The organism is Halobacillus naozhouensis (genome assembly GCF_029714185.1).
GTDB classification, from domain to species: Bacteria; Bacillota; Bacilli; order Bacillales; family Halobacillaceae; genus Halobacillus_A; species Halobacillus_A naozhouensis.
The window spans coordinates 2840119-2859711 of sequence record NZ_CP121671.1 but is presented as its reverse complement, the minus strand read 5'-3'; the positions used below and the strand labels follow the sequence as shown (position 1 = coordinate 2859711).

Below are 19593 nucleotides of genomic sequence, written 5' to 3'. Positions count from 1 at the left end.
AAAACGGATGGGAGGCATAACAGTGAAAAAGAAGATAACGAGGATCCTGCTCTCTCTAGGGATACTTACCCTCTTTACCTTGCTGGTGTGGCAGATTCTCGAGAGCCTCACGTCTGCTGAAGCTTTGTCTGTCGGTGAGGCAAAGGACCAGGTCGGAAGTCAGTATGAAGGAAAGGTTGTTGAAGTGGACCAGACGAGCGAAGAATTTATTTTCACTTTGGAACGAAAAACAGGGCAATATGAAATCCGAATAGATAAAAAGACAAGTGAGATCAATCATATGGAACGCTTGACAACCAACCAGTCAGAATCGATCGAGGCTAAAATCAGAAAACAAATCGAACAAAGATACAATGGTGAAATCACCTCCTTTACGGAGCGGAAAGAAAAGGAACAGTCACGGTATGAGGTGGAGGTCAAGCTAGAACATAAAAAAATGAAACTGACGATTTCTGAAACAGGTGAAGTAATTAAAGAACAGATGGTTACAGAGGAAAATCAATACGCTAATCAAAAACAGGAGCAGCCACTGCAAGGAACTAACCCTCCGATAACGGAGGAACAAGCGCAGAAACTTGCTTTGCAACAAGTTTCAGGAACCGTTGAAGATATGGAGTATGAGGAAGAGGATGGTCAGTTTTATTACTTGATTGATATTGAGCGTGGTGACGAGGCGGAAGCTACGGTGCAAATTAATGCGATTACAGGGGAGATCAAATTAAGCTGGGACGATTAGAGAGCGAAGCCAGTGTTTTTTGACAAAAGTTGACCTGATTTCTAGTTTAGAATGTTGTTCCAAAAAACAATTTGCATTTCTCATGAATTTCTCATTTCATTCTAGGGGGTCTCTCATTTTTCTTGATTATATTAAGAGTAGAACTTAAATAAAGGAGGAATTATGTAATGAAGCGAAAATTAATGATTGTCGGTATGGCTGGAGTTGTAGTATTAGGTGGCGCTATTGGAGTAACTGCTGCGACAGGGGCAGATACATCTAATCAAAAAACTTCAATTACTACAGACGAAGCGAAGGAAATCGTTGAGAAAGAGATTAAGGGTACAGTCGAAAAAGTTGAAAAGGAAACCGATGACGGCCAACTCTTGTATGATATTCAAGTTAAAGAGGAAAATGGTGTAGAAACAGATGTAGATGTGGATGCGAAAAATGGTGAAATCATTGAAGTCGATCGTGATGATGAGCAAGATGCTGGTGACGATTCGGATAATGAGACTAATACAAATGTTAAGTTGTCCATGGATGAAGCAACAGCTATTGCTAAGAAAGAGGCTAAAGGCAAATTACTTGAAGCTGAATTAGATGATGGCCATTATTCCTTTGAATTTAAGGATGGGGACGCTGAATACGAAGTGAAGGTCCATGGACAATCCGGTGAAGTGATTGAATATGAACAAGATCAAGATGATTGATTTGAAAAAGCTGCCTTCTTGGCAGCTTTTTCGGTTACATAATTTAAATCTTAAAACATATTGTAATAATAATTTTTAAAGGTTTGCTATAATAAAGGAGACAGATATTAGAGGAATGCTAATGAGGGGATAGATATGAAAACGGTCAAAGAATTGGTCAGTACCGTTCAAATTGACGGAGAGCAAGTCATAAAAATACCTGATGAGCTCCAGCTAATAGGTCAGGGAAGAAGTGCGGCCGTATTCCGAATAAAAGGAACAATGAAGGCTGTTAAAGTTTTTTACTCCGAACAGCAAGTACTTGCTGAAAAGGAAGGTGAAATTTATGAGCAGCTTTCCAACTATGATTATTTTCCAGAACTGATCGAAGTGGGAGAAGGGTACTTAGTTCTTGAGTATTTAGATGGCATCACTTTTTATGATTGTTTAGTGAGCGGTATTCCCATTACTCCTAATATGGTAGCTATGGTTGATGAAGCGCTTGATTTCGCCCGCAGTAAAGGACTCAATCCTTCTGATATTCACTTACGAAATATCATGTTGACAAATGATCAGCGGATAAAAGTTATTGATGTGGTCAGGTTTACTCAAGAGAAGGAATGCCCGCATTGGCCAGATCTGAAAAAAGCCTATTATTCATATTACCAGAAACGGTTTTTTCCAAAACGATTCTCACCGTTCTTTATTGAGATGATCATTAGATTATATAGAAGAAAGCTGTTACCATTTTAGTCGCGATGAAGTGTTCATCGCGGCTTTTTTATTGCGATTTAATGTAATAATTTTACCACCTCAGGTCATCCAATATCTGGATGACCTGAGGTGGTAAATAAAGGGGTTATTTAGTATCTTAGTTTCATTAAGATGTTTTTGATTTTCTCATCTTTCATAAGGGTGTTTTCATACTTTTTAGTGATTTCCGTGAGGGCTACGTCGTGAAAGAAGAATTCAGTGAAAAACTTAACGAGCGGTTTAGACATGGTTTTGATTCCTTGCCAGGTATCTTGTTCTAATCCGGCAAATAGAATTTCTTTTTCATCAATGATGATCAGCTTATGTCTTTCTAACGCTTCATGCTTCTCCATTGGAACAAGGATATGGATATCACTCAGGAATGTGTTCACTTCTCCTACTGATAGAACTTCAATTTTAATATGCTGATCATTTAAACGTTCTAATTCCGAGAGGAGCGGCTGGATATCATCACTCCAACCGGATAAATAAATCGATTGTTCGGCACGGCTAATAAGGCCCGTGGTCAGCGAAGTGATGGCTGGATGATCCTGGATTGTCCACACCCGGTCATCGCTCGGTGTTAGGGTATATTCACGGTGTTTCAGCGCCTTGACATTCTCCTGAAATTCACGGGTTAGTTTGTCGATCGTCGTGTCTAATGGAAGTGCCGTATATAATTTTTTTCTTTCCTGAAAAGAGGTCAATAATAAACCTTTTTCGACTAACCGATTTAGAACTTCATAAACTTTTGACTTGGGGACGTGTGAATATTTTACAATTGAACTAGTATCAAGCGGTTCGCTGCTTGCAGTCAACACCTCAAATACTTGGCTTTCATATTGTGTAAATCCGAACTTCTGCAGCATATATACACCTCATCAAATAAACTTTAGTGTTTAAAGGATACACATTTTTAATCAATTCGTAAAATGTATAACGATTCCCCTTGTTTTTTCTAAGGTAATTGGTTACCATCTTAGTGGTAACCAATATAGAGAGGGACATGAGATTATGAATAAAAAGGTATATATGTTGGCGGTTGTTTCTTTTGTTGTAGGGACAGTCGAGTTAATAATCGGAGGAACACTGGATTTAATAGCAAAGGATTTGAATGTAACTTTAGGACAAGCTGGACTACTGATTACTATTTTTTCGCTTGTTTTTGCCATTTCTTCTCCCATTTTGTTAACGGCAACAGCTAAGTTTGAACGTAAGAAGTTAACACTTGTTTGCCTGTCGATTTTTTTCCTGGGAAATTTGCTTGCGTTTTGGAGTCCAAATTACACAGTCATTATGATCGCAAGAGTGGTGTCGGCAGCAAGTGGTTCATTGCTCGTCGTTTTAGGGGTAACGCTAGCTTCCTCTATCGTCCAAAAAGAATATCGGGCTCGTGCGATTGGGACCATTTTTATGGGAGTAAGTGCGTCACTAGTTTTGGGAGTTCCCATTGGTTTGACACTCGGCAATGCCTTTGGCTGGCGTGCGCCGTTTTTATTCATCGCGGTTCTAACCTTGCTATCGATGATTGGAGTAGCTGTTTTTCTTGATAAAATTGAACCAAAGCCAGTCATTCCATTGAAAGAACAAATTCGTACGTTAAAGAATCACAAAATTTTTAGTGCACAGATGACCTCATTTTTTTATTTATCAGGACATTTAACGTTATATGCTTATTTGACTCCGTTTCTGAAGTCAACAATGGGCTTGAACGCGTCCTGGGTAAGCATTGTATATTTAATCTTTGGTATTGCAGCAGTATTAGGTGGGGGTGTCGGCGGTGTTATCTCTGATAAATGGGGAGCGGAGCGTAGCATTGTCGGAATTATTGTTGTCTTTGCGATTGCTATTTTTATGATCCCGTTTGTCACCTTTTCCCTGCCGTTATTTTTAGTCGTTATGGTGGTGTGGAGTATGCTTAGCTGGGCTATTACCCCTGCCCAGCAAAGTTATTTGATTAACTCTGCACCGGAAACATCAGAAATTCAGCAAAGTTTAAATAACTCCGCGCTTCATTTCGGGATCGCGTTGGGTTCTACGGTTGGAGCATTGGTAATCGAGCAGTCGTCAGTTGTACACAACGCATCGGTTGGAGGGATATTTGTTCTGATAGCTTTAGGTACAGCCTATTTTTCCATTACCAGAAACAACAATGTTGCAGCAGCAAATAAAACCATCCATAGCTCATAAATGATATTCCAGTACATTCCACCTCAGGTCATCCATAAAATGGATGACCTGAGGTGGGATTTTTTGGATTATTTTATTGGAGTTAACCAATTTTACTTGGTTTCATGATAGAATGGGTGCGAGCTTTAGTTAAAAGGGAGATGTTTGAGATGTTTAAAAAGATGGCTACAGATGCTTTAGGTTTAAGCGATATTGGCAGCGTCATCAAACCAGAGGACTATGATAAAGTAGATGCTGATGATTATGTGATGCACGAAGACGATGAGAAAATTTATTTCTTGATCAAATCAAAATCTGATGAGTACTGTTTTACTAATAAAGCGTTGATTCATGTAGACGGAACTAGCGCAGCAAGCAAACAGCGTACTCTTCGCAGGTATGCCTACAGCACGAATCAGTTCACAAACGTTGAGTTGGAAACAGCAGGTACGATTGATTTAGATGTAGAGATCAAATTTCAATTAGGTAATACTCATTTTGATATTGATGTACACAAGAAGTTTATCGAAGATCTCAAAGACCTCTATAAATCATTGCTTAAAATTGCTGAAATTAACTATGAGAACGATCTTATGACAGGGTATGCGAAACAAAGCTTACAAACAGCCTCAGCTACGCTTCAAAATAGCCGAAGCCAGGAGACAAGCGTGTCAGCTGAATTTAAGGATATAAATGAAGCTACATTTGATTGGCTATTGGAAACAAAGAAAAAGTATCATATCAAAGACTTTGGATATGTATTTGACTTGTTCATCCATAATTAATTAAAAACCCGTCCTTCGTATATAAGCAAAGGGCGGGTTTTAGTTTAACTGATTAATTTTAAACCTACAGCAGCTGCGATGATAATACCTATACAAAGAAGTCGTTTCCAATCCCTGGGCTCATCAAAAAAGATCATACCAAGAATAGCCCCTCCAGCCGCTCCTGTCCCGGTCCATACAGCATAGGCTGTCCCCATTGGTAATTCCTTCATAGCTATCGATAAACAGATAAAACTGAGCACAAACCCCGCAATCATTGCGGTAAGTGATAAGACAGATCGTGATTTCTGGTATTTGTTTATCATCGTCACGCCAAACATTTCGAATAGTCCAGCTGCAATTAAAACAACCCAGCTCATATGGTTTCACTCTCCTCTTTCTTTTGTGAATCAGTTAAGAGTTTTAATCCTGCACTTCCACTAAGCAAAAATAAGATAAGCAGGACTTTTATCCATTGAAAAGGTACTCCAAACCAGAAAATTTCTGCCAATACCGTCCCCGCCGTGCCTAACCCGGTAAACACGGCATAAGAAGTGCCGACTGGAAGTTTCTTTCCTGAGGCAATAAGCAGATAAAAACTAACGTAAATGGCTACGGCTGTTCCTGACCAAGCTAATACACTTTCCGCATGTTTAAGGCCAATAACCCAGCCGACTTCGAAGAAAGCCGCAATAACTAATTTAAACCATTCTTTATTCATTCAATTCCCTCCTTGACCATGAAAAGGGGAGATACCTCACAAATGAGATATCTCCCGGGCTTTTGTCCCTCCGTATCACGACTAAAGGTCGTGTGTTTTCTCTCGGTCCAGTCCAATCGTTACAATTGCGGAACCCTAGAAAACAGCTGGTTCAATTACAGTAAGTATAGAATAGAAACGTTTTTGGGGCAAATAATAGGACCAACAATAGTGAAGGAGGGATCTCAATGGGCAGAGATGAACATAACAGCGGCAAAGGAAAGAAAAAACACAAATTACCACAGACACCGGATGCTCAGAAACATCCTGGGCGTGATATAGAATTTTCCGAAGAAATTGCCGATCATGAAGATTTTGAAGCGTTAGAAAGAAGTCGAGAAGCAGATCAAAGAGTTCACAACAGACACAAAAAGTAAATTACTCCATTATCCACCACCTCAGGTCATCCATAATATGGATGACCTGAGGTGGTGTTTTTTTCCATGCCATTTACTATTATTTTTTTGTACAGAATAAAATGTTTGAACTTAATTTATTTTATGGTAAAATACAAAATTGTGTTGAATTTGTCGGATTTTCTATAGTTATTTAAATAATAAAGGAGGAAACAAACTATGAGCAGTTTACGTAAATGGTTACCTGTTGTTTGCCTAAGTGCACTCCTGATCCTTGCTGCCTGTGGGGAATCAAGTTCGGATTCCGCAAACGGTGACAGTGAAGGAGAGGAGTCAGGCGACAAAGGTACGATAAGTATCGGGATGAATAACTGGGCTGAAAATGTCGCAGTATCAAATATGTGGAAAATCATCCTGGAAAACAAAGGTTATAATGTGGAGCTGAAACAAGTACAAAAAGGTTTTTTGTATGAAGCCTTAGCAAGCGGTGATTTAGACATCGGAATGGAAATCTGGCTGCCACATACGGATAAGGCTTTTTATGAAAAATATAAAGAGGAAATTGATTGGCGAGATACATGGTATGAGGGAACCAAACTTGGGATTGTTGTACCTTCCTATATGAAAGATGTAAATACAATAAAAGATCTTAAAAAGCAGTCAGATAAATTCCCTGAGCAAAGAATTGTGGGTATCGATGCTGGAGCTAGTATTATGTCACTAACTAAAGAGGCATTAAAAGAGTATAATCTAGATAGCTATTCTCTAGCTTCATCTTCTGGTCCAACCATGATGGCGGAATTGAAAAACTCAATGAAGGAAAAAGAACCGATCGCAGTGACCCTTTGGAAACCGCATTGGGCGTTTGCGGAATTGGATCTTAAATTTCTCAAAGATCCAAAAAATGTTTATGGAGATTCCGAAGACATTTCCTACGCGGCAAGACTTGGGCTTGAGGAAGACCAGCCAGAAGTTGTGAAATGGTTCGATAACTTTATGTTAAACGATCAGCAGCTAGGCAGCTTAATGGGTGCGTTGAATGAGGCAGAATCTCCTGAGGAAGGCGCCCAAAAATGGATCGACAATCATCAGGATCTGATTGCTGAGTGGACAAAATAATAAGACGAAGAAACAACCTGCTGTTACAACAGCAGGTTGTTTTTTTGAATATTAATCAAAAGGGATGATATTTTTATGGAAGAGGAAGCGAAACCAATCTTTAAAAGTGATGATGGAATCGCATGCAGAACTTTAAAAGGGGAATAGGAAGGTAATTCGTGTAGAATCAAAGTTTAACCGAATTCTTAAACGGAAATAGTTTCTGTAGAACGGATTCTATAATAAAAGGAGTCGATGAACTTTATGAACCTGAACGATCAAATTAAAAAGTTAGAACATGTACATTTGGAGAAGCCTCATCGAGTTTTTACGATGTATTTGAATACCGACCCTTCTGATCCTGATCAACAAGGCGGAGAATGGCGTATCCATTTGAAAAATGGGCTGAATAATTTTGAATCGTACCTTCAGGAAGAAGGGGACTCCGAGGAAAAACGAAATTTTGAAACGGTTAAAGAGAAAGTAAATAATTATATTCAGGAAAATGAACAACATTTTGCTAAAAGTGTAGTGCTTTTTGTCACAGCGGATGACTCGGTCTGGTTTGCTGAAAGGCTGCAGATGCCCGTCACTAGTAAATTTTATTGGGAAGAATCTCCCGTACTGCATCAATTAAAAGAAATGCAGGAAACTTTTCCTAAGACAGGTGTAGTCTTAACGCAAAAAAATCAAATTAAATTAATTGATGCAGAGCTTGGGTTATTGCATGATACCCAACTGCTTGAACTGGATTTAGATACAGAAGACTGGCGACAGCATCAAGGTCCCCATCATGCGGATGCCTCTATGAGATCTGGCGGGGCAAAAAGCTCGAAACAAGATGAGTTTCAGGAACGATTTGAAGCTAATCGTTATCGCTGGTATAAAAGTGTTGCCCCTACAATTGACAAGCAAGCCAAACAACATGGATGGGAACGTATTTATTTAGTAGGGGATAAGGAAGAAACGAAAGACCTCAAGGAAAATATGAATAAAGAAATTCACAAAGTGGTTAACAAGAACCTTCTGGATCATGAAGAGATGCATGTTCTAAAGGAAGTCGTCAGTTAATTTTTAATCGGCCCCACAGTGCGTGGGGCTTTTTCTTTTCGTTCAATAAAGCAGCAGTGCTGCCCCCAATATCGTTAATAATGTGGATCCCATCCCATATATAAAAGCAGCTATATAAGCTCTTTTTTTCATCAAGGTCATTACTTCATAACTAAACGTAGAAAAGGTTGTGTATCCACCGCAAAAGCCTACCGTTATTAGCAGCCAGGCCCAGTCAGGGAGGTTAAGTGACCCCTGTACTCCAATCAAATAACCTAGCAGCAATCCTCCGGATATATTTGCGAGTGCTGTCCCCCACGGAATCCTTCCATCTTTATTAAGCCATCGACTTAGTTCATATCGAAGAATCGCTCCCAGCATGCCACCCATAAATACAATAATGGAAGAGATCACGTTAAATCACCTATCTTTAATCCAGACCACGTCATTATAAAACCGCCAAGGAGGGAGAATAAGAGATAAAAACTACCTAAATAAAGACTATCCTGTAACAACTCTATACTTTCTATAGTAAAAGTAGAAAAGGTGGTTAGTGACCCGATAAATCCAGTAGTGAGGCCGATTTTGACAGAGGGAGACCAAGTAGAATTAATAAATTTACTAAAGAAAAAACTAAGCAAGAAGCAGCCAGCCAAATTTACCAGTAATGTGCCATAGGGTAATAATCCGTTTTGATTAAATACTTCGGAGAGCCAATAACGTATAGTAGATCCTGCCCCGCCACCTAGAGCGATTCCTATGTAGATATATTTTCTCAATGAATCATCTCCTTGCATCTCAGCTATTATATCACGTGTTGAATAAAGAGTTTAGGGAGCAGACTTTATGTGGAACATACTTTATATAATCTTGAAAGATACGCTTTATAAATAATAATCTGAAAGGAAAGGTGTAGACAACAATGCAATTAACATTAGAAGTGAATGGTATGACATGCAGTCACTGTGAGAAAACCGTTAAGGATGTATTAACGAAGCTGGAAGGGGTACATGCTGTGGAAGTTGATGTGAATAGTGGAAAAGTAGACATTGCATACGATGAATCTTATGTAAGCAAAGATTTGATGAAAAAAGCTATTGAGGCCCAGGGCTATGAGCCGGTGGGTTGACGGCAACATGATAAAGCCTGGCGCCCGATTATATGGAGCCAGGCTTTTGTTCTTATTGAACACTGTATGGAAACTGTGTTTTGTATCCGTTAAATTGTTGATAGGATTGTTGGACTTTTGTTTGCTCTGCCTGTTCAACAGCATACCAGCCGTTTTTGAACATAAGATTGTACAAGTTTCGCTGACAATCCTGAGTCTCTTTAAAAATGGTAGATAGATCCTGGTACAGTGTTTCGTTGCTGGCTTCATTCAGGGCGATTGAATAGGAGCCTGTCATATACTTCTCGGTTGTCAATTGATCATTAATAAAGTCACGCTCGTTCATTTGCGGGGTTTTAGGGACAGATGTTTCAGGGTTTTGAATTTTATTAGACGGTTGATTTTGACTCATCAAAGCTCCTCCTTAATTCGGTTTGTTCTGATTATTTAAGTGGTTGAGAAGACGGTCGTAATGGCGTTGGTGCATTTGACCAGCTTGTTCTAAGGCTTGTTGTAATTCAGGTGTCTGGCAGTTTTGTGCGAAAAAATGTGCTTTTTTACATGCATTTAAATTCCATGACAGCATATCTGAAATGTAAAGCTGGTCCTTCGTACTCACAATAGGCGGCACTTGTGCCATCGGCTGCGATCCTTTAAATTGTCCAAATTGGTTTTGCTGCATCATCGTTCACTCTCCTTAAGATCATTCATTTTAGTATGATCTTTAAGCATAATTAATATGAGATAAGTTTATTAATTTACTGTCGAATTTTTGGGCGAATTAATACCCATTTTTTAAAAAAAGTGATAAGATATGATTGTGATAGCGTTTACAAAAATGTCGTCATACTTTAATCTTACGGTTTGACTAAAGACATAACTCTTTGATTGGACTATGGTTGCAGGGGGTTTTTTAGTTGGAACAACTTCTTCGTAATTTCTTTTTGTTTTTGTCTAAAAATCGTTTTTTTACAAGACTGGCTAAGCGATATGGTTTACGTTTTGGGGCTGGACGGTTCGTTGCGGGGGAGACCATTCCTAACGCTGTAAGGACCATTCAACAATTGAACAATAAGGGGTTGGCTGTAACCATTGACCACCTAGGTGAATTCATCGACACTGAAAACGAGGCTAAAGAAGCAGCTAATGGGTGTATAGAAGCGATCAAAGCGATTGCAGATAACGGATTGGATTCTCAGCTTTCCTTAAAATTAACCTCAATGGGGCTGGATATTTCTGAAGAGATTGTTATGGAAAACATGAGACGGATCCTCAGAGTTGCAGAAGAGAAAGACGTGTTTGTCACCATTGATATGGAGGATCATGGAAGATGTCAGAAGACTCTCGATATATTTAAAGAATTACGATCTGAGTTCGAACACATAGGAACAGTGTTGCAGGCTTACCTATATCGTACAGTGGAAGATATTGAAGACCTGGATCACTATAACCCTAATCTTCGCCTCGTTAAAGGGGCTTATAAAGAATCACCTAAAGTGGCTTTCCCAGATAAGAAAGACGTTGATGAAAATTATAAGAAAATTATCAAAATACACTTATTAAATGGAAATTATACAGCAGTAGCCACCCATGATGATGCAATAATTGAATACACTCAACAAATTGTTGAAAAACATAATATTCCGAAAGATCAATTTGAATTTCAAATGCTTTATGGAATTCGAAAGGAGAGACAGGAAGAACTAGAGAGTGAGGGATATAAAATGCGTGTATATGTACCTTTCGGGAACGATTGGTATGGATACTTTATGCGCCGTTTAGCTGAGCGTCCGGCAAATGTGGCATTTGTTCTAAAAGGTGTTGTAGGGAAATAGCTTCATATGAAAAAAGTATTTAATAATGTAGATGCATACTTTTCTTTCTTCTAATAACTGTGTTTAAATTGGAAATTGCCTGTGGGTTCAGAAATTTAGCTTGTTTTTACCAAAAATATCTACAAAAAGATTGCGAAATGTCAGAATATATTTTATAGTGAAATTAGCTATTTAAAATATCAGGATATTTTTTTAACCAAAAAATGAATGAGTATTCATTCAAAAATAGATAGGGGGAGACATATGAGTCGCAAAATTAAACGCGCGGCGGTTTTAGGATCTGGGGTGATGGGAGCCGGAATTGCTGCACATCTGGCTAATGTGGGGATTCCAACATTGCTCTTGGATATTGTACCTCGGGAAATAAATCAAGCTGAAAAAAAACAAGGAAAGTCCTTAAAGGATCGTTCTGTAAGAAACCGGCTTTCCTCAGCCAGCAAAAAAGCATTGAAGAAGCAGAAACCATCCCCAATTACAAGCGAAGCCAGTCTTGATCTGATTGAGGTTGGTAATATGACGGATGACATACAGAGACTTCAAGAGGCTGACTGGGTGATTGAAGTTGTGGTAGAAAACCTTGATATTAAGAAAAAAGTACTCGCTGACGTCGATAAATATCGAAAACAAGGCAGCATAGTCAGCTCAAATACTTCGGGAATATCAGTGGAAGCAATGGCAGAGGATTGTAGTGAAGATTTCCAAAAACACTTTCTAGGTACGCACTTTTTCAACCCGCCACGTTATTTAAAACTTTTAGAAGTGATTCCTACTAAAAACACGGACCCGGCTGTTCTTTCTTTTATGAAGAAATTCGGTGAGGATGTCCTGGGGAAAGGTGTAGTGGAGGCAAAAGATACACCAAACTTTATCGCTAACCGAATCGGTACTTATGGGCTGCTTGTAACCGTGCAGGAAATGATAAAAGGAAATTATAGCATAGGAGAAGTAGACTCGGTCACAGGACCCCTAATTGGCAGACCGAAAAGTGCTACATTTAGGACCCTTGATGTAGTTGGGGTAGATACATTTATTCACGTGGCAAATAATGTCTACGAACAGGTGAATGGAAAAGAAAAAGAAATGTTTACAGTTCCTGATTTTATGAAAACAATGCATGAAAAAGGCTGGTTTGGAGCGAAAAGCGGGCAAGGGTTCTTCCTTAAGAAACGTGGGGAAAGAGGAAGTGAAATTCTTCAATTAAATCCTGAAACGCTTGACTATGAACCAAGACAGAAACTTAAAACAAAAGCTACTGAAATGGCAAAGCAGGAAAAAGGTGTGAAGAGGAAGATTAAAGGCCTCGTATCTGCTAAAGGGGACCGTGCAGGTGATCTCATTTGGTCGATTATGAAGCCGGTATTGCTTTATTCTGCAGAGTTATATGGCGAGATTGCTGATGATGTCCCTTCTATAGACGAAGCGATGCGCTGGGGATTTGGCTGGGAGTTAGGTCCATTTGAATTGTGGGATGCAATCGGTGTTAAGGAATCTGTCGAAAGAATGAAGGCAGAGGGAGAAACAATACCAAATTGGATTGAGCAGATGGTGAATGAGGGTCATGAACAGTTCTATAAACAAAAAAACGGAAATGTTTACTACTATGACCGAGGTTCCTATGAACAACAGCACTACAACACGAAACATATAAACCTTAAGCGCCTTAAAGAAACAAATGAAGTGATCAAGAAAAATGCAGGCGCAAGCTTAATTGATCTTGGAGATGAAGTGCTGGGGCTGGAATTTCATTCACAAAGTAATGCCATTGGGCTGGATATTATTCAAATGATTAACTATGCGATTGATGAAATAGATAGAAACTATAAAGGACTGGTAATTGGCAACCAGGGCAAGAATTTCTGTGTCGGGGCAAACCTCGGAATGATGTTAATGGAAGCACAGGACTTTAACTTCTTTGAAATTGAATTAGTTGTGAAGCAATTCCAGGATGCCATGATGAAGATAAAGTATTCAGATAAGCCGGTTGTTTCTGCCCCATTTGGCATGGCGCTGGGTGGAGGAGCGGAAGTTTGTTTGCCAGCCTCTGCGATCCAGGCTTCAAGTGAAACGTATATGGGATTGGTTGAAGCCGGAGTGGGTCTCATTCCTGGTGGGGGAGGAAATAAAGAGCTTTATCTTAAACATTTACGCAATATCCCACAAGGTGTAGATGCTGATTTGCAAAAGGTTGCTAATACGGTTTTTGAAAAGATAGCCATGGCTAAAGTATCGACCTCAGCAGAAGAAGCAAGAGAGAATGGCTTTTTAGATCAGAGCGATGCAATTAGTGTCAACGGCGACCATCTGCTCCATGATGCCAAACAGAAGGTAATTGGGTTGGCTGATTCAGGTTATCAGGCACCGAAACGGACAAAAGTGCCAGTGGTTGGAGAACAAGGTTATGCCACGATGCTGCTTGGAGCAAAGTCGCTTGCACTTAGCGGATACGCAAGTGACCATGATCTGAAGATCGCTGAGAAATTAGCTTACGTGCTGGCAGGAGGGCGTGTAAAGGAAGGAACATTAGTTGACGAACAATACTTACTGGATTTAGAGAAAGAAGCATTTTTAAGTTTAATAGGGGAAGCGAAGACTCAGGCCAGGATGCAGCACATGTTATTGAAAGGCAAGCCGCTGCGTAATTAGAAGGGGGGAAGGACTGTGAAGGAAGCAGTAATAGTATCAGGGTCGAGAACACCTGTAGGGCGCGCGAAAAAAGGATCACTTGCACATACACGTCCAGATGATCTTGCCGCCTTAACAATAAAAGAAACGTTGAAAAGAGCAGGAGGTTATGACGGGGCGATTGATGATCTCATTATAGGCTGTGCTATGCCGGAAGCTGAACAAGGTATGAATATGGCAAGGAACATAGCAGGTCTAGCAGGACTGCCTCATCAAGTTCCAGCTATAACGATTAACCGCTATTGTTCTTCTGGATTGCAAAGCATCGCCTATGCAGCTGAAAAGATTATGCTTGGACATAGTGAAACAGCTCTCGCAGGAGGGGCAGAGTCCATGAGTTTAATTCCGATGGGCGGCCACGTTATTAAACCGAATGTACAGCTTGTAGAACAGGCATCGGAATATTACATGTCCATGGGGCATACTGCTGAGGAGGTAGCGAACCGATTCGACATTTCCAGAGAGGATCAGGACGCGTTTGCTGTCCAAAGTCATGAGAGGGCTGCCAGAGCCATTAAAGAAGAAAGGTTCAAAGATGAAATTGTTCCTGTTGAAGTAACCCATCGTACATTAAACAACGAAAATCGATTAGAAGAAGAGAAAATTACCTTTTCTATGGATGAAGGTGTACGGGAAGGTACCACGGCAGAGGTGCTAGCTAAATTAAAACCAGCCTTCTCCGTTACAGGAACAGTGACGGCTGGAAATTCTTCGCAAATGAGTGATGGTGCCGCCTCGGTACTCGTAATGGATCGTGATAAAGCACAAGCTGAAGGGATGACCCCATTGGTGAAATTTCGGTCATTTGCCGTAGCAGGGGTAGAACCGGAAATTATGGGGGTTGGTCCGATTGAGGCGGTTCCAAAGGCACTGAAGCTCGCAGGACTTGAACTCCAGGACATCGGCCTCTTTGAATTAAATGAAGCTTTTGCTTCTCAATCCCTGCAAGTGATTCGTAAACTTGGCTTAGATGTTAACAAAGTAAATGTAAATGGCGGGGCGATTGCTTTGGGTCACCCACTTGGCTGTACGGGAACGAAGCTGACATTAAGTTTAATTCATGAAATGAAACGGAGAAATGAACAGTTTGGTGTGGTGACGATGTGTATTGGTGGCGGAATGGGAGCCGCTGGTGTTTTTGAGTTAATTTAAGAGGAGGAACAGTGATGAGCGAAACGAAAGAAATGATCAAAGGCGGCGGTTTTTTAGTAGAAGACTTAACGGCAGAAGATGTTATCACTCCAGAAGACTTTACTGAAGAACATCATATGATTGCAAAAACAACTGAAGATTTTGTTCTAGGGGAAGTGGTTCCGAAAATTGATAACCTGGAGAACCATGAATTTGAACACTCCGTGGCACTACTGAAAAAGGCAGGGGAACTTGGGTTGTTAGGTGCTGATGTACCAGAAGAATATGGCGGCCTCCAGCTTGATAAGATTAGTTCATCATTAATTACTGAAAAATTCTCTCGGGCCGGCGGCTTTTCTGTTACTCACGGGGCTCATGTTGGGATCGGTTCACTTCCTATTGTGTTTTTCGGAAATGAGCAGCAGAAACAAAAGTATCTGCCTCTGTTAGCTACGGGTGAAAAACTAGCAGCCTATGCTTTAACAGAACCGGGTTCGGGGTCAGATGCTCTAGGGGCAAAGACAGCAGCTAAGCTTAACGAAGCTGGCACCCACTATATTCTTAATGGGGAGAAGCAGTGGATCACAAATTCAGCTTTCGCTGATTTGTTCATCGTTTACGCTAAAATTGATGGTGAAAAGTTCACCGCTTTTATCGTGGAACGCGACTTTCAAGGTGTTTCTACTGGACCCGAAGAAAAGAAAATGGGAATAAAGAGTTCGTCTACACGTACCTTAGTGCTTGAAGATGTTGAGGTACCTGTTGAGAATGTACTTGGAGAGATTGGGAAAGGACATATTATAGCCTTTAACATTCTTAATGTTGGACGTTATAAGCTGGCAATCGGCGGTGTTGGAGGTGCGAAACGCGGAATTGAATTGTCCGTTAAATATGCGAATGAACGGAAACAGTTTAAAACGCCAATCTCTGGCTTTCCGCTTATTCAGGAAAAGATTGCATCTGTTGCAGCTAATACGTATGCAAATGAAAGCTCTGTCTATCGTACGGTTGGCCTGTTCGAGCAAAGCATGGGTAAACTAACTGATGATCAACTAAAAGATGGGGCAGCAGTGGCTAAAGTAATCGCAGAATACGCGATTGAGTGCTCTTTGAATAAAGTATTTGCAACCGAACTGCTGGATTTCGCCGCAGACGAGGCTGTGCAAATTCACGGCGGTTATGGATTTATGCAAGAATATGAAGTAGAACGCATGTATCGAGATTCTCGAATTAATCGAATTTTTGAGGGTACAAATGAAATAAACCGCATGATTGTACCAGGAACTCTGCTCAAGAAAGCGTTAAAAGGTGAACTGCCACTCCTGCAAAAAGCTCAGGCTCTTCAGGAAGAGATCATGACAATGATGCCTGAAGAACCAGGAGATGAAGCGTTAGAACAAGAAAAATATCTCTTGAAGAATGCTAAAAAGATAGCTCTCTTAGCTGCGGGACTTGCTGCACAGAAATATGGCGAGAAACTGGAAAATGAGCAGGAAATCCTGGTGAACATTGCGGATATTACAGGAGAAATCTACAACATGGAATCGGCTATTTTACGAACAGATAAGGCAATTCAAAAGCAAGGGGAAGAGAAAAACATACAAAAGCTTCTTTATACTCAAGTATATGTACAGGAAGCTTTCAATCGTATTGAAGCTCATGCGAAAGAAACATTGCTAGCAGCAGAATCTGGCGACTCTCTCCGGATGATGCTGGGGGCTTTACGAAAACTGACTCGCCATACACCTTCAAATGTGATTGCAAGAAAACGAGAGATTGCCCAGACGTTAATTAAAGAGCAAAAGTACACGGTTTAAACTAAAGGAGCCCCGGCTATGGATTATTTCTCAGCAGGGGCTTCGTTTTAATTAAGTATCGTAACAGATTTCTTGGAGCCAATCTAAACTAACGAATGATATTTTTCGTGTCAGTATGGTAAAATAGGAATCAACCGTCAGTAAGGGAGGGAAGCGAATGTCATTAACCTTCTACTGGTACCCTAATTGTGGTACTTGCAAGAAAGCTAAAAAGTGGTTGGACGATAATGGGTTAGATTATGAAACAATACATATCGTTGAGCAGACACCTACTGAAGACGAGCTCCAGCAACTGATTCATCATAGCGATCTCCCTGCTCGAAAATTTTTTAACACGAGTGGAAAGAAGTATCGTGAACATAATATGAAAGAAAAGTTGAAGGATGCAACAGAAAAAGAGATGATCGAATATCTGGCTTCTGATGGGATGTTAATTAAACGGCCGATTGTAACAGACGGAACGAAAGTCACAATCGGATTTAAAGAAGAACAGTTCACTGAGATCTGGATCTAGTGAGCAGAAGGCTGGAAATAAAAGCTCAAAGCTTTTATGTTTATATTTGTTGATTATACTATTTATAATTTGGAGGGATAGGTATGAGTTTACCTAAAGATTTACGTTATTCTGAAGAGCATGAATGGGTGAAAGAAGAAGGAAGTAAAGTACGTATTGGAATAACTGATTTCGCGCAATCCGAACTTGGGGATATTGTGTTTGTTGAGCTTCCGGAAGTTGGAGAAGAAGTCGAAGCAGACGAGCCATTTGGTAGTGTGGAATCTGTTAAAACGGTTTCTGAATTATATGCTCCACTCAGTGGAAAAGTAGTTGAAATTAACGAAGAGCTTGAGGACAGCCCTGAATTTGTTAATGAATCTCCATATGAAAAGGCATGGATGGTTATCGTTGAGCCAAGTGATTCTTCCGAAATGGAACAATTAATGTCTGCAGAGCAGTATGAAGAAATGATTGACGAAGACTAATAATCGTTTCTTATAAAAGTACAGGCAAGGTTACAAGAATGGTCTTTGCCTGCATGATCACAGGCGGATATAAATCATGTGCAGACCATGCTTACACGGCATGGTCTGTTTCTATATAGTGGGTGATAGGGTTGAATGAAGACAGAATTGTAATTGTTGAAGGGATTACAGATAAGAAGAAGCTGAACAAAGTTTTGAAGGAGTCCGTGGACATCGTATGTACCCATGGCACACTGGGAGTTGAGAGAATGGAGGAGTTAATCCTCGATAACAACCTTGATCATAGGCCGGTTTTTATCCTGGTAGATGAAGATGATTCTGGTTATAAGCTTCGAAAGCAGCTCACTGAAGAACTCCCTCATGCTGTTCATATTTATATTGATAAAGCATTTAGAGAAGTGGCAGCTACTCCAGAGCCTGAACTTGCTCGTGCACTGTTAAGCAAACATTTTCAAGTGAAACCGATGTATTTAATCTAGGAGGAGCAATTTGCTTACATTAGACGAATCAAATGCAGCTAATCACCTTAATGGCAAGCATATCGCGCTTACTTTTATTCACACTCCCTTTTGTGGAACATGTCACATTGCCAGAAAAATGTTAATCACCATAGAAGAAGTTTATCAATCAGGGTTATTTTATGAGTTGAATGCTTCATTACACCCCAGGCTAATGCAAGAATATAGAATAGAAAGTGTTCCGTGTATGCTGATTACGAAGGAGGGTGGACTGGTGGAAAAAGTATATGCCTTCCGCTCTGTCCCGCATATGTTAGAGAGAATATCGCAATATGTAAAAAAGTAGCTTGATTTCCCGGGAAATGACGAACGATTCTGTGGGAATTAAGCAGGGATCTCCCCTCTAAATCACGAAATTTTATTGTGAAGTTATAAGGGGGGATTAGTTTGGTTGAGTTAGTGGAAGAATGGATCAATCGAGTTAATGGCAGGTCAGATCTACTTCCAAGGTGGAAAAAGAGAACAATACTTTTAACCGTTCAAGCAAATAGTTACGATATTAAGATTTTTATTTCACAAGATGGAATGAGACTAACCCGTGAAAAGGGTGTCACGGATGCTTTACAGATTTCCTCTACTTATAAAGTGTTTCATCAGTTGTTAGGGGGAAACCTTAAACTTACTTCTCTCCCGAAGTCTATCGTTAAAATAGACGGAGATTATCGTGATGTGCTTTTAGTAGAGTCGTTGTTAATGCTCTCCCATTAAATTAGTGTTCCAACCGCTTCTACAATGGAAAGAAAAGAGGTTTTATCACCAAATTTATGAGTCACATATCCATCTTTGTTAATAAGGATGGTAGTAGGTACACCTTCGCAATTATATTGATTATACACTTCCATTTCGTTGTCCTCCAAAGTTGGCTGGGTGAGAAATTTCTCCGTAAATATTCTACCATCATTGTTATTTCTTTCCCGCCCCTTAACATTTACTGTAAGCATCTTTACTTTTTCTTTGTCCAGGGACCGGAAAAGCTGCTCCTTCTTCGGTAAATCCACTCCACAATCAGGGCACCATGAAGCCCAAAAGGTGAGCATGATTACTTTCCCGAGATCGTCAGCTAATCGGTATGTTTCACGAGAGTTAATAAATGGTAATTCAAAGTCGATTGCGGTGGTCATTGTTGGTTCCTCCAAACTTTTTTATTGACGCGAATGCAACCCC

The 19593-nt window shown here is 40.1% G+C and carries 26 protein-coding genes and 1 riboswitch; of the genes, 18 read left to right on the top strand and 8 right to left on the bottom strand.

Features of this window, described 5'->3' with window-relative positions; genetic code table 11:
- Positions 1-22: 22 nt before the first annotated feature.
- The 3 genes from P9989_RS15040 (at position 23) to P9989_RS15030 (ending at position 2160) form a co-directional block, all read left to right on the top strand.
- On the top strand, positions 23-736 hold the full coding sequence (locus tag P9989_RS15040; RefSeq protein WP_283075684.1) for a PepSY domain-containing protein: 714 nt from the start codon (positions 23-25) through the stop codon (positions 734-736).
- Positions 737-903: 167 nt separating this feature from the next.
- On the top strand, positions 904-1428 hold the full coding sequence (locus tag P9989_RS15035; RefSeq protein ID WP_283075683.1) for a PepSY domain-containing protein: 525 nt from the start codon (positions 904-906) through the stop codon (positions 1426-1428).
- 135 nt (positions 1429-1563) lie between these two features.
- Entirely contained in the window at positions 1564-2160 is a 597-nt protein-coding gene (locus P9989_RS15030; protein WP_283075682.1) for a serine/threonine-protein kinase, read from the top strand.
- 110 nt (positions 2161-2270) lie between these two features.
- On the opposite strand, the gene P9989_RS15025 is transcribed toward P9989_RS15030, so the two are convergent.
- Positions 2271-3029 carry a TrmB family transcriptional regulator gene (locus tag P9989_RS15025; RefSeq protein ID WP_283075681.1) on the bottom strand — a complete coding sequence of 253 codons (759 nt, stop codon included), beginning with the start codon at positions 3027-3029 and terminating at the stop codon, positions 2271-2273.
- Positions 3030-3174: 145 nt separating this feature from the next.
- Between P9989_RS15025 and P9989_RS15020 the strand changes: the two genes are divergently transcribed.
- Both P9989_RS15020 and P9989_RS15015 read left to right on the top strand, forming a co-directional pair.
- Entirely contained in the window at positions 3175-4350 is a 1176-nt protein-coding gene (locus tag P9989_RS15020) for an MFS transporter (RefSeq protein WP_283075680.1), read from the top strand.
- Between the two features lie 149 nt (positions 4351-4499).
- Complete coding sequence (locus tag P9989_RS15015) at positions 4500-5114, top strand: PH domain-containing protein (RefSeq protein ID WP_283075679.1); 615 nt, start codon at positions 4500-4502, stop codon at positions 5112-5114.
- Between the two features lie 44 nt (positions 5115-5158).
- Here the strand turns inward: P9989_RS15015 and P9989_RS15010 are convergent, their stop codons facing one another.
- Together P9989_RS15010 and P9989_RS15005 are read right to left on the bottom strand one after the other, a co-directional pair.
- Positions 5159-5473 (bottom strand): DMT family transporter, encoded by a 315-nt coding sequence (locus tag P9989_RS15010; RefSeq protein ID WP_283075678.1) that lies wholly within the window; start codon positions 5471-5473, stop codon positions 5159-5161.
- Positions 5470-5814, bottom strand: coding sequence for a DMT family transporter (locus P9989_RS15005; protein ID WP_283075677.1), 345 nt, complete (start codon positions 5812-5814; stop codon positions 5470-5472). The genes P9989_RS15010 and P9989_RS15005 overlap by 4 nt, the downstream gene beginning before the upstream one ends.
- 49 nt (positions 5815-5863) lie before the next feature.
- A riboswitch (guanidine-I (ykkC/yxkD leader) is annotated at positions 5864-5964 on the bottom strand.
- A 77-nt stretch (positions 5965-6041) separates the two neighbouring features.
- Here P9989_RS15005 and P9989_RS15000 point away from each other — a divergent pair.
- The 3 genes from P9989_RS15000 to P9989_RS14990 all read left to right on the top strand — a co-directional run bounded on the left by P9989_RS15000 (position 6042) and on the right by P9989_RS14990 (position 8378).
- A complete protein-coding gene (locus P9989_RS15000) occupies positions 6042-6230 on the top strand; it encodes a YfhD family protein (RefSeq protein ID WP_283075676.1) in 189 nt (62 codons plus the stop codon).
- Positions 6231-6428: 198 nt separating this feature from the next.
- Positions 6429-7328, top strand: a complete 900-nt coding sequence (locus P9989_RS14995) for a glycine betaine ABC transporter substrate-binding protein (RefSeq protein WP_283075675.1) — start codon at positions 6429-6431, stop codon at positions 7326-7328.
- A 243-nt stretch (positions 7329-7571) separates the two neighbouring features.
- Entirely contained in the window at positions 7572-8378 is an 807-nt protein-coding gene (locus tag P9989_RS14990) for a VLRF1 family aeRF1-type release factor (RefSeq protein ID WP_283075674.1), read from the top strand.
- A 42-nt stretch (positions 8379-8420) separates the two neighbouring features.
- Here P9989_RS14990 and crcB (P9989_RS14985) read toward each other — a convergent pair whose 3' ends face one another.
- Positions 8421-8771: a fluoride efflux transporter CrcB gene (gene crcB, locus P9989_RS14985; protein WP_283075673.1), complete on the bottom strand. Its 351-nt coding sequence runs from the start codon at positions 8769-8771 to the stop codon at positions 8421-8423.
- On the bottom strand, positions 8768-9136 hold the full coding sequence (gene crcB / locus P9989_RS14980; RefSeq protein WP_283075672.1) for a fluoride efflux transporter CrcB: 369 nt from the start codon (positions 9134-9136) through the stop codon (positions 8768-8770). Before crcB (P9989_RS14980) ends, crcB (P9989_RS14985) begins: the two co-directional genes overlap by 4 nt.
- A 143-nt stretch (positions 9137-9279) precedes the next feature.
- On the opposite strand from crcB (P9989_RS14980), the gene P9989_RS14975 reads away from it, so the two are divergent.
- Positions 9280-9486 carry a copper ion binding protein gene (locus P9989_RS14975; protein WP_283075671.1) on the top strand — a complete coding sequence of 69 codons (207 nt, stop codon included), beginning with the start codon at positions 9280-9282 and terminating at the stop codon, positions 9484-9486.
- A gap of 52 nt (positions 9487-9538) precedes the next feature.
- On the opposite strand, the gene P9989_RS14970 is transcribed toward P9989_RS14975, so the two are convergent.
- Positions 9539-9877 (bottom strand): spore coat protein, encoded by a 339-nt coding sequence (locus P9989_RS14970; protein ID WP_283075670.1) that lies wholly within the window; start codon positions 9875-9877, stop codon positions 9539-9541.
- Positions 9878-9889: 12 nt separating this feature from the next.
- Positions 9890-10147: a hypothetical protein gene (locus P9989_RS14965; protein ID WP_283078943.1), complete on the bottom strand. Its 258-nt coding sequence runs from the start codon at positions 10145-10147 to the stop codon at positions 9890-9892.
- Positions 10148-10382: 235 nt separating this feature from the next.
- Here P9989_RS14965 and P9989_RS14960 point away from each other — a divergent pair, with 235 nt between their 5' ends.
- The 9 genes from P9989_RS14960 to P9989_RS14920 all read left to right on the top strand — a co-directional run bounded on the left by P9989_RS14960 (position 10383) and on the right by P9989_RS14920 (position 19137).
- Positions 10383-11300, top strand: coding sequence for a proline dehydrogenase family protein (locus tag P9989_RS14960; RefSeq protein ID WP_283075669.1), 918 nt, complete (start codon positions 10383-10385; stop codon positions 11298-11300).
- A 243-nt stretch (positions 11301-11543) separates the two neighbouring features.
- On the top strand, positions 11544-13943 hold the full coding sequence (locus P9989_RS14955) for a 3-hydroxyacyl-CoA dehydrogenase/enoyl-CoA hydratase family protein (RefSeq protein WP_283075668.1): 2400 nt from the start codon (positions 11544-11546) through the stop codon (positions 13941-13943).
- A 15-nt stretch (positions 13944-13958) separates the two neighbouring features.
- Positions 13959-15134, top strand: a complete 1176-nt coding sequence (locus P9989_RS14950; protein ID WP_283075667.1) for an acetyl-CoA C-acetyltransferase — start codon at positions 13959-13961, stop codon at positions 15132-15134.
- Positions 15135-15148: 14 nt separating this feature from the next.
- On the top strand, positions 15149-16930 hold the full coding sequence (locus P9989_RS14945; RefSeq protein ID WP_283075666.1) for an acyl-CoA dehydrogenase FadE: 1782 nt from the start codon (positions 15149-15151) through the stop codon (positions 16928-16930).
- Positions 16931-17087: 157 nt separating this feature from the next.
- On the top strand, positions 17088-17444 hold the full coding sequence (locus P9989_RS14940; RefSeq protein ID WP_283075665.1) for an arsenate reductase family protein: 357 nt from the start codon (positions 17088-17090) through the stop codon (positions 17442-17444).
- A gap of 83 nt (positions 17445-17527) precedes the next feature.
- Positions 17528-17911 carry a glycine cleavage system protein GcvH gene (gcvH, locus tag P9989_RS14935; protein WP_283075664.1) on the top strand — a complete coding sequence of 128 codons (384 nt, stop codon included), beginning with the start codon at positions 17528-17530 and terminating at the stop codon, positions 17909-17911.
- 131 nt (positions 17912-18042) lie between these two features.
- A complete protein-coding gene (locus tag P9989_RS14930) occupies positions 18043-18390 on the top strand; it encodes a toprim domain-containing protein (protein ID WP_283075663.1) in 348 nt (115 codons plus the stop codon).
- Between the two features lie 10 nt (positions 18391-18400).
- Positions 18401-18715, top strand: a complete 315-nt coding sequence (locus P9989_RS14925; protein ID WP_283075662.1) for a thioredoxin family protein — start codon at positions 18401-18403, stop codon at positions 18713-18715.
- A 101-nt stretch (positions 18716-18816) separates the two neighbouring features.
- On the top strand, positions 18817-19137 hold the full coding sequence (locus tag P9989_RS14920; RefSeq protein WP_283075661.1) for a hypothetical protein: 321 nt from the start codon (positions 18817-18819) through the stop codon (positions 19135-19137).
- Here P9989_RS14920 and P9989_RS14915 read toward each other — a convergent pair.
- Positions 19134-19550, bottom strand: coding sequence for a TlpA family protein disulfide reductase (locus P9989_RS14915; protein ID WP_283075660.1), 417 nt, complete (start codon positions 19548-19550; stop codon positions 19134-19136). The genes P9989_RS14920 and P9989_RS14915 overlap by 4 nt on opposite strands.
- Positions 19551-19593: the final 43 nt, after the last annotated feature.

Coding starts and splice junctions, on each gene's coding strand:
- P9989_RS15035 (WP_283075683.1), top strand. CDS start 904: ATGAAGCGAAAATTAATGATTGTCGGTATGGCTGGAGTTGTAGTATTA.
- P9989_RS15030 (WP_283075682.1), top strand. CDS start 1,564: ATGAAAACGGTCAAAGAATTGGTCAGTACCGTTCAAATTGACGGAGAG.
- P9989_RS15025 (WP_283075681.1), bottom strand. CDS start 3,029: ATGCTGCAGAAGTTCGGATTTACACAATATGAAAGCCAAGTATTTGAG.
- P9989_RS15020 (WP_283075680.1), top strand. CDS start 3,175: ATGAATAAAAAGGTATATATGTTGGCGGTTGTTTCTTTTGTTGTAGGG.
- P9989_RS15015 (WP_283075679.1), top strand. CDS start 4,500: ATGTTTAAAAAGATGGCTACAGATGCTTTAGGTTTAAGCGATATTGGC.
- P9989_RS15010 (WP_283075678.1), bottom strand. CDS start 5,473: ATGAGCTGGGTTGTTTTAATTGCAGCTGGACTATTCGAAATGTTTGGC.
- P9989_RS15005 (WP_283075677.1), bottom strand. CDS start 5,814: ATGAATAAAGAATGGTTTAAATTAGTTATTGCGGCTTTCTTCGAAGTC.
- P9989_RS15000 (WP_283075676.1), top strand. CDS start 6,042: ATGGGCAGAGATGAACATAACAGCGGCAAAGGAAAGAAAAAACACAAA.
- P9989_RS14995 (WP_283075675.1), top strand. CDS start 6,429: ATGAGCAGTTTACGTAAATGGTTACCTGTTGTTTGCCTAAGTGCACTC.
- P9989_RS14990 (WP_283075674.1), top strand. CDS start 7,572: ATGAACCTGAACGATCAAATTAAAAAGTTAGAACATGTACATTTGGAG.
- P9989_RS14975 (WP_283075671.1), top strand. CDS start 9,280: ATGCAATTAACATTAGAAGTGAATGGTATGACATGCAGTCACTGTGAG.
- P9989_RS14970 (WP_283075670.1), bottom strand. CDS start 9,877: ATGAGTCAAAATCAACCGTCTAATAAAATTCAAAACCCTGAAACATCT.
- P9989_RS14965 (WP_283078943.1), bottom strand. CDS start 10,147: ATGCAGCAAAACCAATTTGGACAATTTAAAGGATCGCAGCCGATGGCA.
- P9989_RS14955 (WP_283075668.1), top strand. CDS start 11,544: ATGAGTCGCAAAATTAAACGCGCGGCGGTTTTAGGATCTGGGGTGATG.
- P9989_RS14945 (WP_283075666.1), top strand. CDS start 15,149: ATGAGCGAAACGAAAGAAATGATCAAAGGCGGCGGTTTTTTAGTAGAA.
- P9989_RS14940 (WP_283075665.1), top strand. CDS start 17,088: ATGTCATTAACCTTCTACTGGTACCCTAATTGTGGTACTTGCAAGAAA.
- gcvH (WP_283075664.1), top strand. CDS start 17,528: ATGAGTTTACCTAAAGATTTACGTTATTCTGAAGAGCATGAATGGGTG.
- P9989_RS14915 (WP_283075660.1), bottom strand. CDS start 19,550: ATGACCACCGCAATCGACTTTGAATTACCATTTATTAACTCTCGTGAA.